This is a genomic window from Oxynema aestuarii AP17, from assembly GCF_012295525.1.
GTDB lineage: Bacteria > Cyanobacteriota > Cyanobacteriia > Cyanobacteriales > Laspinemataceae > Oxynema > Oxynema aestuarii.
The window spans coordinates 2,374,436-2,389,068 of the sequence record NZ_CP051167.1; the positions used below are offsets into that span (position 1 = coordinate 2,374,436).

The window sequence follows — 14,633 nt, forward strand, 5'->3', positions numbered from 1 at the left end:
AGGTTCCCACATCCCGATTCCCTATTCCCCACTCCCCACGATCCGAACACGATCGCCGTCCTTGACGTAGGGCGCACCTTCGACCACCACGCGATCGCCGAGTCCCAAGCCCGATTTAATTTCGACTCGGGCTTCGTTGACGTTTAATTTCGACCCGTCAACCAGTTCGCCGACCTCCACGGTTTGGGCGCTGACGGTCTCGTCGGGATCGAGCAGATAGACGATCGCCCGCTTGTCGCTTTGCGGTAAAACGGCTTTGGCGGGAACGCTGAGGGCTTGGATGTTCCCCGTGGCGATCGCGCCGCGCAGGAACATCCCCGGGCGCAGCAGGTCGCTGGCGGGCAAACTGACTTTGACCGTGGCTTGACGACTGTCGGCGTTGACCAGAGGGGCGATTTCGCGCACGGTTCCCCGGACTTGAATGCGCGGGTCGGCGTCGGAGGTGACCTTGACGGCGCTGCCGATTCTCACTTGGGGCAGTTGGGTTTCCGGGATGTCTAGATGCAGTTCGAGTTCGCCGCGATTGACGATCGAGAACAGTTTTTGCGACCCACTGGTGACGTCGCCGACCCGGGCGATCCGTTCGGCAATGATGCCGTCGGCGGGGGCGCGCACCACGGTTTGGTCGATTTGAGTTTTGACTTGTTCGACTCGGGCGCGATCGTTGCGGACGCTGGCGGTGGCGCTGCTGGCGGTGGCGCGGGCGCTTTCGACTTGGGCGCTGGCGATGCTGACGTTGGCGTCGGCGCTTTTGAGGCGGGCGCGGGCGCTTTCGACTTGGGCGCGGGCGCTGGCGATTTTGGCTTCGGCGCTGCGAAGGTTCGCTTCGGCGACGCGGACGGCTTCGCGGGCGTTTTGAGCGGCGGTGCGTCGGACTTCGAGTTCTTGTTGGCTGACGGCGCCTTCGTCGGCGAGGGTTTGGTAGCGATCGCCCTCTCGTTCGGCTTGGGCGAGGTCGGCTTCGGCGCGGGCGAGATTGGCGATCGCCTGTTCGCGGGCGGCTTCGGCTTCGAGTTGTCCGGCGCGGGCATTTTCTTCGGCGGCGGCGGCTTCGGCGCGGGCGGCGATCGCCTGTTGGACGGCGGCTTGAGCTTGGGCGATCGCCGCTTGGCGTTCGCCGAGCATCGCCTGCTGGGCTTCGACTTGAGCTTGGGCGCGATCGATTTCCGACTGCAGCACCGCATCGTCTAAAATCGCCAAGACTTGCCCCCGTTCGACGTAATCGCCTTCATCGACTAAAACTTCTTGAATTTGCAAGCCCGTCGCTTGGGGCAGAATCGGTAACATATCGTAAGCGTGGACCGTTCCCGTCGCGTTGAAGGTCCGCGCGATCGTCGTCGCTTCCACCGTCGCCACGCTCACGGTTTGGGTCGCTGGCGCCTCAGTCGCCGTCGGTGCCGTTTCTGCGGGCGGCGGACTCTCCTGAGCCGTCGAGTTGACTTGCGAGAGGATTTGGATCCCTCCCAAGGTGGTCGCGATCCCGATGCCGATGCCGATCGCGATTCCTCGCCATTTACTCCCCCCCGATGCCGTTGGAGGTCTCGACTCGCTCCCCTCTTCGTCGGGTTCGGACGCCGGATCGTCTACGGGAACGGCGATCGGTTCGAGGTCTTCCGGTTCGGGGAAAGCTGATTTGGTCACGAAAGTCTACCCCAGCTTTACAGACAATTGTTAACGTCGCGCAAAGAAACATTAAAAAATGTTTCTTTGTTTTAATTGTAATCTCCAGCGTTCTAAAGGCAAAGGGAGAAGGTAGGCTTTTTCCAGGGGGCGATCGCAGATCGAATCTCGACCGGTGGGCGTCAAGTCAACGCTGGCAATCCGCCTCCGGCGTCGCGGAGCTAAGGCGGTCTATGACAAAACGAGCTAGGATGCTCGATCAAAAATTTTGGGTTTTAAACCCCGCCCCTTCGACTTAGCTCAGGGCAAGCCTTCTAGGGCGGATTGACCGTAAAATGGGCCGAGAGGATAACCTGCCACAATGACACTTCGAGCATTCCGATATCGCTTCTATCCCACCTAAGAGCAAGAGTCCCTCTTGCGGCGGACTCTCGGCTGCGTGCGACATCCCCTTCGCCCCCCTTGGGAAGGGGAGCGAAGGGGGGATGCCTGAGACGCGCTCAGAAATCCCTGTCTCGTAAGATGAAGGGTTGTCAGAATCAAGATAAAGCACGCCGTAAAGTTGCTAAAATTCACGAACAAATCAAAAATGCTCCGAGCGACTACCTGCACAAACTGACAACCCGCTTTAAAGTGAAAAGTGAACAGTTAAAAGTGAATAGCTTTTCACTGTTCACTTTTCGCTATTTGGTGCGTGGGGAGAGTTTGTTAACCAACTGGACTATCAATGCCAGTGGTACGGACGAACTCTCGTCAAGGTAGATCGATAGTTTCCGAATCCCCCTTCGCCCCCCTTGGTAAGGGGGGTTGGGGGGGATCCTGCGGACACAAAGCTGATTCGGTGCCGTTGAGTGTCAGAGAGTGGACTTTTCCCCAATGTGGGACGGTTCGCGATCGCCACATCAACACCGCACAGAATCTTTTGGCGGTGGGACACACCGTTACCGCCTGTGGAGCAAGTGTAAGACTTGAAGGACATTGCTCCGGAAAAGAGTAGGGGGGGTTCGCGAACCCCCCCTACAGCGAAAAACCCGTCAGGGACAGAAGCTCCGAATCTAAATGGTGAGGTTTAGAAATCACCGTCCTTCCTTCGGCGGTGAGCATGTCAAAGATAAAGAAGGAGCATCTGCCACTCCTGCACGTCCCCGAGATTTGCAATTGCGCGCGAGCGAGCAACCAAGCTATGTTGAATGCTACTGAAATTCTGATTGACGCTTTTGTTCAACGGCTCAGAGACGGCTATCACCGCACCTATGGGGGGTATAAGCCGGATTATGAAGACATCATTGCTTGGGCCGGAAGCATGGCGCTGGAAAATATCGCCAACAGCGACGCCCTCTATCACAACGTCGAACATACCATCTTGGTCACGCTTGTCGGGCAGGAGATTTTACGAGGGAAACACATCCGCGAAGGCGGCGTTTCCTGCGAAGACTGGCTGCATTACATTATTTCTCTAGTCTGCCACGACATCGGTTATGTCAAAGGCGTCTGTCGTCAAGACCACGACGGACTCTATGCGACCGGGAAAAACGGTCAGATGATTCCCCTCCCTCCGGGTTCCTCCGATGCGGGTCTGACCCCTTACCATGTAGACCGAGCCAAATTGTTTATCGAGGAACGCTTCGGCGGTCACAAATTGATCGACGCGGAAACGATCAAACGCAATATCGAACTGACTCGTTTTCCCGTTCCCAAAGCGGAAGACCATCAAGATACCGTTCACTATCCCGGATTGGTGCGCGCGGCAGATTTGATCGGACAATTGAGCGACCCGCGTTATCTCAAAAAAATCGGGGCTTTATTCTACGAATTTGAAGAAACAGGAACTAATAAAGCCCTGGGATATCGACATCCGGGAGATTTACGCAAAAACTATCCCAAATTTTATTGGCACGGGGTTTATCCTTACGTGAAAGATTCGCTCAGCTATTTAATGTTGACCCAACAAGGAAAACAAGTTGTCGCTAATTTATACTCCAACGTGTTTGTGGTCGAACATGAAAAAGCTGTAGAAGAATAGTTTTCTTCTTAACTTCAGTCAAATCAAATTCAAAGGGTTGGGAATCCAGGGGGATGGTATTTGTCGCCCCGATCGAGCATCCCCCGATTCACCTGTGGTTTTCGTGGGGTAGCAAATCGGACGGCAAGTTTGTACCGGAAGCAATTGAGAATTGCTAGAGTTAGGGGCGATCGCCATCCCCTCCGTTTGCCCGATTTTTGCAGAACAACAGCCCGCAAACTGACATCATGAATCGAGTTTTTTCGCCCCTGCAACAGTCTTTAATTACTTGGTTGTTAATCCTGCTGACGGGATGGGCAACCCTCAACGCGCTCAGTTATGTGGGCGAAGTGATCGCGATTCTCGTCACTGCAGGGTTGATCGCCTTTTTACTCAATTATGCTGTGATTAAACTGCAAAAGATCGTTCCGCGTCCCCTCGCGGCGATCGCCGTTTATTTGACGGCGGGATTGGTCGTCGTTTTTATCGCGCTGACTGTAGTTCCCCCGGTCTTCAACCAAGCCCGACAATTAGTCAATAACTTACCGTCTTTATTTCAATCGGGACAACAACAACTCGCCGAATTTCAAGCCTGGAGTGCGACGCATAATTTACCCTTCGATGTCGGCATTTTAGAACAGCAACTCGTCTCGCGCATCGAAGGGCAAGTTCAGGCGATCGCCGCGCGAGGATTCGGCTTAGTCATGGGAACCTTCAGTTGGTTTTTCGACCTCATTTTAATCTTAGTCATTTCCTTCTACATGCTGATTGACGGCGATCGCGTGTGGAGAACCCTCACCGCCATGGTCTCCCCCAACATCCGCCAAAATCTCACCGAATCTCTCCAGCGCAACCTTCAGAAATTCGTCACCGGACAACTCCTCCTCGGCCTATTTATGGCCGTTACCCTCACCGTCGGCTTTTGGTTGTTAAAAGTCCCTTTTTTCCTCTTATTTGCCGTCTTTATCGGCTTGATGGAAGTCATTCCCTTCGTCGGCGCCACCCTCGGCATTGGCGCCGTCTGCATTGTCGTTGCCTTCCTCGATTGGTGGCTGGCCCTGGAAGTGCTAGCCCTTGCCGTCGCCTTACAACAAGTCAAAGATAACCTGATCGCCCCTCGGATTATGGGTAACTTGACCGGACTCTCCCCAGTCATTATCTTTGCTTCTCTCCTCTTGGGCGCCCGGGTTGCCGGGTTACTCGGCGTGATTTTGGCCATTCCCCTCACCGGAGTGGTCAAGAGCTTGCTCGAAATTGTCCTAGATCCGACGTTGCCGCCCCAAACGGGCAGTTTTTTCCACAATCCCGCCCTCGAAGCGGCCCCGACGGAGGATTTAGCCGGATCTAGCGCTGCAAACTCCGAGGATCGAGGGCATCGCGCAGACCGTCACCGAGCAAATTAAACGCTAAAACAGTCAGAATAATTAATAAAGCTGGGGGCCACACCAACCAAGGTTGTTGCAGCAAAATCGAGGCGTTGGTGGCCAGAGAGAGCATATTTCCCCAAGAGGCATCGGGCTGTTGAATCCCCAACCCGATCAAACTGAGAACGGATTCGGCGACGATAAAGCCGGGAACGGATAAGGTGGCGGCAATGATGATGTAGGTGGCGGTTTGAGGCAGGACGTGACGGACGATGATGTAAAAAGGTTTGGCGCCCATCGCCCGCGCGGCTTGTACGAATTCCCGTTCTTTAATCGAAAGGACTTGTCCGCGAATCACCCGCGCCAGTCCAGCCCAGCGAATGAAGGAAGTAATTAAGACAATCAGTAAGAAGCGTTGGGCGCTACTCAATCCCGGGGGCAAAACCCCGGCGAGGACGACGAGGAGGTAAATCCCGGGAATGGTCATCAGCACTTCGACTAAGCGCATGAGGACGCTATCGACCAGTCCGCCGAAATAGCCGGAAATTCCGCCGACGAGCATCCCGAGGGGAAAAGAAATGGAAATGCCGACTAAGCCGATAAAGAGGCTGATGCGTCCGCCATAGACTAAACGGCTGAATTGGTCGCGGGCTTGATCGTCGGTACCGAGAAGGTTAAAGTGAGCTTCGCCGAGGCTGCCGAACAGGTGGCGATCGCCCGGAATGCCCCCAAACACTTCGACATCGCCCCATTTAATCTTCGGCCAAATTGAAAATTTCTGTTGTCGTGCAGGGTCTTCGGTGGCGTCGTCCGTAGCTTCGGGGGTTGTCGGGGGACTCGGCGCGCTGGCTTCCCCGGGATTGGCGTCGGACTCTGCCTCGGCAGCTTCTTGGAAAGACCAGGAAATTTCCTCGGGCCACGGGAGACGAATTCTCAAAAAGGTGTATTCGGGTCCTTTGACGAACAGACCTAATTGAGAGGGGCGATCGAAGTCTTGAATTAATTCACGATCGCCCGTTTCTAAGTCGATTGCCCCTTGCCGAGTGGGATAAATATGCGGTCCGAGAAATGCTCCCGTCTTTTGGTCGCGCCAGTAAATTTGAGTTGGTGGCAGCAGGGATCCGTCCGGTTGCGAAACGACGGGATCGTAAGGGGCGACGAATTCGGCGGCGATCGCCGTTAAGTAGAACACTAATAATAAGATTGCTCCAAATCGAGCTAGAGAATTCTTTTTAAATCTTTGCCACCAATTCATCGAGTCCGAACCTCTTTTGATTTTAGATTTTAGATTGGCTGATTTCTGCTTTTTGCTTTGGGCTTCTTGTCCACTTCCCCTTGCTTCTAAAATTTCCCCGGCTCAATCATCCAAACACCACACTAAAAATAGCGCGATCGCCCCCCACCCTAACCATTGGGGAAGATGCAGGGCATGGAGAAAGGCGATCGGTTGGATGACTAACAGTTGAGTTAATAACCAACCGATAAACGTAAAAATGGCGCTAACAATCATGGCAAAACGTTCAATAACTCAACAATTTTGGCATGGCTCGCGCGATCGCCGGGGGACGCCGGAGGCGGATCGCCTGTTTTCGGATGAGTTTTCCCGTGACAGTTCCTAAAAGTGCCACTCTCGTTTAGTTTAGACCCTTGGTTGTCGGCCAAAATAAAAGTGGAATCAGTCCCCGCGTCAGCTTCGCGAGCAATCGGGCGGATCGCGGGACGGGTTCCAGTTTGCTCACTTCACACCCCTATTCAGGAGGTCGATCGCCATGAGGTTACATCATCGGATCGAATCCATTCACCGTACTGTTTTCATTCTCGGGACTGCGATCGTTCTGGGCAGTTTACCCGTTTTAGCCGAACAGGCCAATTTCGATCGCCTGACCTTAGCGCAAGGGTTCAGCCCCAGTTCGGCGATCGTTTCCGGACAAACCGGAGGGTCTACCTCCCTTCCCGCCGCGATCGGCAAGCGCGATCGCCTCGGTAACCCCTGTTTGGGTTTTGGCGACCCCACACCGGATCATATTCTCGAATTGCAAGCGGATTTTCGCAATCTCACCGTCGCCGTCGATAGTGGCGGTTTCGATACGACTTTGATCGTTGAAGCTCCAGACGGATCGTTACTGTGTGGGGACGACACCGGATCGAGTCGCGATGCGAGCGTTGCAGACGGTCAGTGGCCCTCTGGCAGTTATAAAGTTTGGGTCGGTTCGATCGATTCCGGGGCGCGTCATAACTACACCCTTTCGGTCGCACGCAATTGAGGGCTTTGCCGACACGGGAAGCGATCGCTTCTTCAATTTGCAGTGGTTGGCAAGGGCAACGAGAACGATAAGATAGAAATTGACTTATCTGCCGAAAGTGGTCAAAAAGCGTGCTGAGTACCCTTGTAACTGACTTCCGGATCGTTTTCGATCGCGATCCAGCCGCCCGCAACTGGTTAGAAGTTCTCTTCTGCTATCCAGGACTGCAAGCGCTGCTATTTCACCGCATCGCTCATTGGCTCCACCATCTGGGACTTCCCTTCATTCCCCGTTTGATGTCCCATTTGAGCCGATTTATTACCGGAATTGAGATTCACCCCGGAGCCCAAATCGGTCGGGGGGTGTTTATCGACCATGGGATGGGCGTGGTGATTGGGGAAACCGCGATCGTCGGCGATTATTCCCTGATTTATCAGGGCGTTACCCTCGGCGGAACTGGGAAAGAAACGGGCAAACGTCACCCGACCCTCGGCGAATGCGTCGTGGTCGGCGCTGGGGCCAAGGTGTTAGGGAATATTCAAATTGGGAATAACGTCCGCATCGGTGCCGGATCGGTGGTGTTGCGCGATGTCCCGTCCGATTGTACGGTGGTGGGCATTCCGGGGCGCATCGTTTATCGTTCCGGGGTGCGAGTCAATCCTTTGGAACACGGACAGCTTCCGGACTCGGAAGCGGTCGCCATTCGGGCGTTGGTCGATCGCATCGACCAGTTAGAACAGCAAGTCGAGCAGATCCAACAGAAACCGAAAACTCTGGTCGGCGCGATCGCCCCTCACGATGCTGCTGTCGAGTTCTCCCGCGCTCCCAATTGTCGCCTCCAAGACCGCGAAATTCAACAGTTTTTAGATGGGGCGGGTATTTAATTTTCTGGTTTTTTCGTGAATTTATTCTGAATTTGAATTGAGCGATCGCCGTCGGTTGGATTGGAGTTAGCAACCGACGGCGTTTGTTATGGTTGGGTGATTTTTATTGGACGGTTCGCTTCGGTTTGAACAGGGCGATCGCCACGGCGAAGGTGCCGCCAATCGCGGCGAGGGGAATCCAAACGAGCAAGTCAAATCCTTTCGATTTGGCCAGGGCGATCGCCACTGCCGACATTACAAAATGACCCGTCATCAAGGGGTAGAAAAACGGATCGTTGACCAAGGTTTCGAGCATAAAATTTAACAAATTTGTGAAATACAATTCCCCCTTTTTCAGAGAGATTTGGGGGGTCTTTCTTGACGAGAGCGAAGTGTAAACCCGCCCGACTATTCACCAGATGAAGAGTTTAAGGCGCGATCGAGGATCTGGCGCGCCTCTTGCGCTTGTTCTCTAGCCGCTTTATAGCGCTGATTCGCTTGAGCAAAGGATTTGAGAACTTTAAAACCGTCCTTGAGACTGGCAATATCTTCTTCACTTATCGGCTCGTCTTCAAAGAGTAAATCGATTTGCTGCCGGACTTTGAGCGCTTCAGTCCGCGACGAATCGAGTTTTTCTTTCAGGGTCACCAGACTACTGAGAATCTGAACCGCTTCCGTGACCGCTTCGTCAGGATCGGGTTCGATTTTGGGTTCTTTGACTTCGATAAATCGTTCGGGACTAAAGCCGTCGGCGAGTTTGGTGGGTAACTCTCCCGCGTCCATCAGTTCGACCAAGCGATCCATTGCTTTTGCGCGAGCTTTAGCGGAATCTCTTCCCGGAACGGTCAGGATGATTTCGGGAGATTCGGCGAGGGTGTATTGAACCATTGATATTCAGAGGGAATAGATATCGATTCTATTATCGGCATTTCCGGTACCCTTGCATCACGGCGATCGCGGCGCCGGGGCATTGTTCCGGTCAAAGCGATTAATTTTTGTCGATCGCACTACTCTTGGCGGCGATCGATACCAGGCCGATCGAAATGGGCGATCGCCTCTGAGATCGAGATTGGCTTGCAGGATGGTTCTCGATCTTTGCCGATCGCCTTTTGAAGTTTTTAAATCTAAACTTAGATCGATTTTCCAATCTCACGGCGATCGGAAACAAGACCCCATATCAGGGAAAATACAGAGACGATAGGTTGAAGCTCAACTGATTTATAAAATTTCATATATTTTTGCTGCCGAAATCAATCGCGAACGTTTTCTTTTAAAAAGAAGAATGATCTACTCCAATAGAACATTTCAACCGACTGCGTAAATCTTTATTTTTTCCTTAAATCTAATAAACAATGAAGCTCCGATTCTTACCTACTTCTTTGGTGACGGTCGTGGCGATCGCTTTGGCTGCCAATAGCATCCCCCTCACGTTGAAGTCCGTACAGGCTCAGAGTCCCTCGGGTTCTGAATCTGAGGCATTCTCTCAACAGGGGGCGCCGGGGGAACAACGAGTTCTCTATGTGAACCCCAACCCCGCTAAAGCGATCGCCAATGGGGTCAAAACCCAAGTCACACCGTTCACGACCATTACCGCAGCCCTGCAACAAGCGACCCCCGGAACGGTTATCGAACTGGCGCCCGGGCAGTATACCAACGAAAGCTTTCCGCTCACTCTCAAGCCTGGAGTGAGCCTGCGAGGGAACGAAAGCCAACAAGGACAAGGGGTTACCATTGTCGGCGGCGGTAACTACAACAGCCAAACCTTCGCCCGTCAGAACGTGACTATTGTTGCGGCAAATAACAGTGAAATTGTCGGGATTACGATTAGCAACCCGAATACACGAGGGACGGGGATTTGGGTGGAAAGTACCCAACCCGTGATTCGCAACAATACCTTTACCAATAACCACCGCGAAGGTGTTTTTGTGACCGGAACGGGCGCGCCACGCATCGAGAACAATCGCTTTATTAATAATGGCGGGAATGGCATATCCGTTGCCCGTCAAGCTACCGGACAAATTCAAGGAAATTTGTTTGAAAATACCGGGTTTGGGATTGCGGTTGGTGGGAGTTCCGCACCAGTTATTAGTAATAACCAAATTCGCAGCAATCGTGCGGGAATTATTGCCACCCAAGATTCTCGTCCGAGCATCTCGGGGAATACGATCGAAAATAACCAACAATATGGTCTCATTGCGATCGCCAATGCCCAACCCAGTCTCGGTCAAAATACCATGCGCGCTAACGGACAAGGCGATAGCATGTTGGCGAATGCTCCTCAAACCGTACAGGCTAGCAATCCAAGTAATTCACAGCCGACCAATTCTAGCGCTATGTCTAGTAGCAACAACTCTAAACCAATGTTTAGTTGCGTAGAAAGTGGGGCTGGATATGCCACAGTTGCTCAACGGGGAAATGCCACCATTCCGCAACCGATGATTACCTGGACACGCACGGATTTAGGCCCTGAATTAACCCCAGAACGGCGCTGCCAAATTGTCACCCAACGAATTAATGAAGTGGTCGATCGCAATGGCGGGACTCTCGATAATTTAGTCTTTACTGTCGGCCCCGTGCAGCGACAATTAGTTGTCTGTTTAGTCGATAATATGTCGTCGAGTTGTAGCTCGAATAACATGCTATTTACCCTCAGTCGGGAAAATGCAAGAAATCCCGAAGAAGTCGTGCGACGCTTAGTTACTTTTAGTGTAACTGGCTCAGGACGAGCAGTTGGCGAATCTTCCGGGCGTCGAGTCCCACAAGTTCGCGCCCCTTTGTCCGAGTTTGCACAACGACTCCAACCCGAAGAAAGTTTGTGGTTTGTCGATAATTAAGCCGTAGGGGAAAGTTAAGTTGTTTAGATCGCTAACTTAGGGATTTAATCGTGTCGTAAAACTCGCGATCGAACATGAATTAACTTAGCTTTTCCCAGTTTTTTATTCGAGCCAAGCTTTATTTTTATTTCAGGGTGTTTCACCTGTTATTGTTATGTTGTTTATGTCCCTGACACCTCACCTGTAACATTAGGGCGAAGTTGAATTCAAATTAATAATTATAATTTGAGATCGATTTCGCTCTTTTTCTTAGAAGAGAGGATATTCTTAGCCATGAAATTAGCATCGATCCTCAATGTTTTCGTGATAGGAACTCTTTTTGCGATCGCCGCCCCCAAGCCGATTGCTGCTTTAACTCCCGAAGAAGTACAGGAGATCGCCGAAGAAGTCACGGTCTTGATTCCCGCCGAATGGGTGAACTATTTGGGTGAACGAGAAAAAGCGAATGGTTCGGGATCGATTATTGCGAGAGAAGGCAATACATACACGGTTTTAACTGCCAATCACGTGGTCTGTGGCGACCAAAATCCCGTTTGTGAAAATTCTAATGACTTAAAAATTGTTACTCACGATGGGAAAAGTTATGAAGTCGATAATCGAACCATTAAAAAATTGCCAGATGTCGATTTAGCGGTACTCGAATTCACGAGTAATCGTAATTATAAGCTGGCTACATTAGGGAATTATCCATTAATCGACGAACAATATGTTTTTGCGTCCGGATGGCCCGCCCCCAACCGCTATTTCCCTAAACGAGAATACTTTTTCAGTGTGGGAAAAGTGCTTCCTAAAGATATTATGAATTTACTTAAAATTTTCCCTATCGAGTTGGGGTATGACTTGGTTTATACGAGTTTAACTTATGGGGGAGTCAGTGGCGGTCCAGTGTTTGACTCCAAGGGTCAAGTAATTGCCGTTCATGGAATGAATGAGAAGGAAGAAATTCAAGAGTCCGGTGAAGAAAAAACCCTTTTCCTCCCGATTGGATTTAGTGCTTCAATTCCTATCAAAATGTTCTTTGAGTTAGCTCCTCAAGCGGGCATTGAGGTAAATTGGCAAGAAAGTAAGACGCCACCAGATGTTCAAAAAGCGAATGTTGAGGTCGGTATTTCTTTCGTCCAACAGTTTGAAGAATTGACGTCTTTAGAATCGGGTAGTTCTACATCAATTGACTGGGCAAATTACGCAAATCGTATGTGGCGTAGGGGGATGATTACTGAAGCTTTAAGGGGTTACGATCGCGCGTTAGAAATGAACCCCAATTTTTACCAGGCTTGGTATGGAAAAGCTCTGACTTATACGTATTGGCGAAAATATGACGAAGCTTTGCAAGCTTACGATCGCGCCTTGGAGATGATTCCAGATTATGCAGAAAATAAACAAAATATTGTTGCTTTACGTCAAAAATTGGTAGATTTTCTAGAGAGTAGAGCTAATTCTAACTAAGTTGTTTGTTTTTTTGATTTCCAAATACATCGTTGTAGAAAGGCGGTCAGTATGAAAGCACAAATTCATGGTATTTTTATTAAAATTAAGACTGTAATTTTAATGTCTAACAGCTTAAACAGAAAAGTTTTATTTTTGTTGTAAATAAAATCAACAAAGCGGCGATCGCGACCCAAGTAATATTTATTTTTTATAAAAACATAAAAGCTGAATAGGGGGGATTGAAAGGTGGATTAATTGTTGGCCTGGGGTTCGAGATAACTAGATTTAACGGTTTTAAAATTGGGGGTCGCACGGGCGATCGCAATCTCTTAAATTGCTTACGGTGAGGAGTGGTATGAAAATGTGGAAAAACCGCGATCGTATTGAAGGCGAACGCTTCGGTTTGTGGCGTTATCGCTATTGGATTTTAAGTGTAATTTCCCTGCTGGGTCCGCTATTGTGCGATCGCGCGATCGCCTTCGATAACCTTTCCCCCGAACAATCCTTAGAACATTCAACTGTTCGGGAAGATGCGATCGCTTTATCGACCCAAGATCGCGGGATGCTCGAAAACTTACAAAGCGAAAGTGAAGCGGGGGAAACCACTCAATGGGATCGAATTCGCCCCCTGACAGTGGCGCCGCCTCCAGAATCCCTCACAGAAACCCCGGCGCCGGGAGAACGTGCGATCGCCCCGTCGGTTGAGCAGTTGGGAACGCCGAGTCGATCCCTCACCGCTCTCAATAATGGGGATTCGGGCGATCTCGACCGCTTTGACTTACAACAGATCGTAGAAACAGGCGATCGGGTGAGCCCCATCAGTCCTACCGCCGACGGCTCAATTCTCGCCCAGCGCGTCACCTTCCCCGACATTCAAAACCACTGGGCCCAGACGTTTATCGAAGCTCTCGCCGCGAGAGAAATCGTCGTCGGCTTTCCAGACGGCACCTTCCGCCCCGATCTTCCAATTATCCGTGCCGAATATGCGGCGACTCTGCGCAAAGCCTTCCCCGTCGCTAAAGTCCGCGATGCGATCGCCTTCAACGACGTTCCCACGGACTATTGGGGGTATAACGCAGTACGGGATGCTTATGAAATCGGGTTTATGGAAGGCTATCCCAATCAACTGTTCAGACCCAATCAAAATATCCCGCGCGTCGAGGCATTAGTATCCCTAGCGACCGGGTTAGATCTCGATCCAGAAGATCCGATCGAAACTATTTTGAGCAATACCTTTGACGATGCTGCAGAAATTCCTAATTTTGCGCGGAGTCAAATTGCCGCCGCGACGGAAACGGGTTTAGTGGTCAACTATCCCGACAGCAACACCCTCAATCCCAACGAAGCAGCGACCCGGGCTGAGGTCGCGGCTTTTCTCTATCAAGCTTTAGTGCAAACCGGGCTGATGCCTGCCCTGAGTGAAGCAGAAACCGCCTCGCGCTATGTGGTGCGCTATGAAGGGGCGATCGCCGATACGGATCCATCCCCAGAACGACCCACACAAACGCAAGATCTCGCCGCCTTACGGCAAAGGTTTTTAATCGACCCCGAACCCCAAGTGCAACTGATTCCCACCGGAATTGGCGGCGCCGCACCGGGATCGAGTTCCGGCAGTCCCACAGCCTTCGGCACGAATTTCGGTCGCGCGTTTGTCGCTACAGGCTTTCAAGGCCGAACTCGCTACACCGACGAAGTGGACGGAACCGTTTCTGCCGGGTTTGGCTTGGGTAACTCCCGCGAAAACATCGGCGTCGAAGTCACTGTTTCCGTTCTCAGTTTGCTTGGCGACGATGCGGGGGAACGCGGCAGTGTCAGTTTCAAAGTTCACCGCCTGTTACCTAATGGTTTTGCGATCGCAGGTGGCGTCGAAAATGCGATCGTCTGGGGATCCACCGATGCGGGAACCAGTGGCTACGGCGTTGTCAGCAAACTGTTTCGCCTCAAAGAAAGTCCCGCCGAACCCTTCAGTTCGATCACCATGTCCGTCGGTGTCGGCGGCGGTCGTTTCCGTTCCGAAGACGACTTTCGCAACGACGAAGGATCGGTCAATGTCTTCGGTAGTGTCGGCGTTCGCGTCCTGCGACCGATGTCTCTGATTGCCGACTGGACCGGACAAGACCTCACATTAGGCGCGTCTTTCGTTCCCTTCCGCAGCATTCCTTTAGTCATTACCCCCGCCGTGACCGATATTACAGGCAATGCTGGAGATGGCGCCCGCTTTATTCTCGGTGTCGGCTACGGATATCAACTGCCGTTTTAACACAAAGCAGAACAAGAGA

General features: G+C 51.7%; 14 protein-coding genes and 1 pseudogene. 10 read left to right on the plus strand and 5 right to left on the minus strand.

Annotation, left to right across the window (positions count from 1 at the left end; translation table 11 throughout):
* Nucleotides 1-21 precede the first annotated feature (21 nt).
* Nucleotides 22-1,641 (minus strand): efflux RND transporter periplasmic adaptor subunit, encoded by a 1,620-nt coding sequence (locus HCG48_RS09620; protein WP_168568966.1) that lies wholly within the window; start codon nt 1,639-1,641, stop codon nt 22-24.
* A gap of 501 nt (nt 1,642-2,142) precedes the next feature.
* Here HCG48_RS09620 and HCG48_RS27020 point away from each other — a divergent pair.
* From HCG48_RS27020 to HCG48_RS09635, 5 genes and pseudogenes are all read left to right on the plus strand, one after another.
* Nucleotides 2,143-2,187, plus strand: a pseudogene (locus HCG48_RS27020) (hypothetical protein); the annotation flags it as partial.
* A gap of 149 nt (nt 2,188-2,336) precedes the next feature.
* Nucleotides 2,337-2,390 (plus strand): hypothetical protein, encoded by a 54-nt coding sequence (locus tag HCG48_RS27025; protein ID WP_445974482.1) that lies wholly within the window; start codon nt 2,337-2,339, stop codon nt 2,388-2,390.
* A 77-nt stretch (nt 2,391-2,467) separates the two neighbouring features.
* Nucleotides 2,468-2,617: a hypothetical protein gene (locus tag HCG48_RS25430; protein ID WP_210437209.1), complete on the plus strand. Its 150-nt coding sequence runs from the start codon at nt 2,468-2,470 to the stop codon at nt 2,615-2,617.
* 186 nt (nt 2,618-2,803) lie between these two features.
* A complete protein-coding gene (locus HCG48_RS09630; protein ID WP_168568967.1) occupies nt 2,804-3,643 on the plus strand; it encodes an Npun_R2479 family HD domain-containing metalloprotein in 840 nt (279 codons plus the stop codon).
* A gap of 227 nt (nt 3,644-3,870) precedes the next feature.
* Complete coding sequence (locus tag HCG48_RS09635; protein WP_168568968.1) at nt 3,871-5,025, plus strand: AI-2E family transporter; 1,155 nt, start codon at nt 3,871-3,873, stop codon at nt 5,023-5,025.
* Here the strand turns inward: HCG48_RS09635 and HCG48_RS25940 are convergent.
* Both HCG48_RS25940 and HCG48_RS09650 read right to left on the minus strand, forming a co-directional pair.
* Nucleotides 4,967-6,241: an ABC transporter permease gene (locus HCG48_RS25940; RefSeq protein WP_246260003.1), complete on the minus strand. Its 1,275-nt coding sequence runs from the start codon at nt 6,239-6,241 to the stop codon at nt 4,967-4,969. The two genes, HCG48_RS09635 and HCG48_RS25940, sit on opposite strands and share 59 nt — an antisense overlap.
* A gap of 102 nt (nt 6,242-6,343) precedes the next feature.
* Nucleotides 6,344-6,496 (minus strand): hypothetical protein, encoded by a 153-nt coding sequence (locus HCG48_RS09650; RefSeq protein WP_168568969.1) that lies wholly within the window; start codon nt 6,494-6,496, stop codon nt 6,344-6,346.
* Between the two features lie 259 nt (nt 6,497-6,755).
* Here HCG48_RS09650 and HCG48_RS09655 point away from each other — a divergent pair, with 259 nt between their 5' ends.
* Complete coding sequence (locus HCG48_RS09655; protein ID WP_246260005.1) at nt 6,756-7,250, plus strand: hypothetical protein; 495 nt, start codon at nt 6,756-6,758, stop codon at nt 7,248-7,250.
* Nucleotides 7,251-7,360: 110 nt separating this feature from the next.
* Nucleotides 7,361-8,113 carry a serine O-acetyltransferase gene (gene cysE, locus HCG48_RS09660; protein ID WP_168568970.1) on the plus strand — a complete coding sequence of 251 codons (753 nt, stop codon included), beginning with the start codon at nt 7,361-7,363 and terminating at the stop codon, nt 8,111-8,113.
* 103 nt (nt 8,114-8,216) lie between these two features.
* On the opposite strand, the gene HCG48_RS09665 is transcribed toward cysE, so the two are convergent.
* The gene (locus HCG48_RS09665; RefSeq protein ID WP_168568971.1) at nt 8,217-8,408 is read right to left on the minus strand and encodes a hypothetical protein; all 192 of its coding nucleotides are present in this window, start codon (nt 8,406-8,408) and stop codon (nt 8,217-8,219) included.
* A 92-nt stretch (nt 8,409-8,500) separates the two neighbouring features.
* Nucleotides 8,501-8,980, minus strand: coding sequence for a hypothetical protein (locus HCG48_RS09670; protein WP_168568972.1), 480 nt, complete (start codon nt 8,978-8,980; stop codon nt 8,501-8,503).
* A 464-nt stretch (nt 8,981-9,444) separates the two neighbouring features.
* Between HCG48_RS09670 and HCG48_RS09675 the strand changes: the two genes are divergently transcribed.
* From HCG48_RS09675 to HCG48_RS09685, 3 genes are all read left to right on the plus strand, one after another.
* The gene (locus HCG48_RS09675) at nt 9,445-10,926 is read left to right on the plus strand and encodes a DUF1565 domain-containing protein (RefSeq protein ID WP_168568973.1); all 1,482 of its coding nucleotides are present in this window, start codon (nt 9,445-9,447) and stop codon (nt 10,924-10,926) included.
* A gap of 273 nt (nt 10,927-11,199) precedes the next feature.
* A complete protein-coding gene (locus HCG48_RS09680; RefSeq protein ID WP_168568974.1) occupies nt 11,200-12,372 on the plus strand; it encodes a tetratricopeptide repeat-containing S1 family peptidase in 1,173 nt (390 codons plus the stop codon).
* Between the two features lie 337 nt (nt 12,373-12,709).
* Complete coding sequence (locus HCG48_RS09685) at nt 12,710-14,614, plus strand: S-layer homology domain-containing protein (protein ID WP_168568975.1); 1,905 nt, start codon at nt 12,710-12,712, stop codon at nt 14,612-14,614.
* The last annotated feature ends 19 nt before the right edge of the window (nt 14,615-14,633 follow it).

Coding starts and splice junctions, on each gene's coding strand:
- HCG48_RS09630 (WP_168568967.1), top strand. CDS start 2,804: ATGTTGAATGCTACTGAAATTCTGATTGACGCTTTTGTTCAACGGCTC.
- HCG48_RS09655 (WP_246260005.1), top strand. CDS start 6,756: ATGAGGTTACATCATCGGATCGAATCCATTCACCGTACTGTTTTCATT.
- HCG48_RS09670 (WP_168568972.1), bottom strand. CDS start 8,980: ATGGTTCAATACACCCTCGCCGAATCTCCCGAAATCATCCTGACCGTT.
- HCG48_RS09675 (WP_168568973.1), top strand. CDS start 9,445: ATGAAGCTCCGATTCTTACCTACTTCTTTGGTGACGGTCGTGGCGATC.
- HCG48_RS09680 (WP_168568974.1), top strand. CDS start 11,200: ATGAAATTAGCATCGATCCTCAATGTTTTCGTGATAGGAACTCTTTTT.
- HCG48_RS25940 (WP_246260003.1), bottom strand. CDS start 6,241: ATGAATTGGTGGCAAAGATTTAAAAAGAATTCTCTAGCTCGATTTGGA.
- HCG48_RS09650 (WP_168568969.1), bottom strand. CDS start 6,496: ATGATTGTTAGCGCCATTTTTACGTTTATCGGTTGGTTATTAACTCAA.
- HCG48_RS09635 (WP_168568968.1), top strand. CDS start 3,871: ATGAATCGAGTTTTTTCGCCCCTGCAACAGTCTTTAATTACTTGGTTG.
- HCG48_RS09665 (WP_168568971.1), bottom strand. CDS start 8,408: ATGCTCGAAACCTTGGTCAACGATCCGTTTTTCTACCCCTTGATGACG.
- HCG48_RS09685 (WP_168568975.1), top strand. CDS start 12,710: ATGAAAATGTGGAAAAACCGCGATCGTATTGAAGGCGAACGCTTCGGT.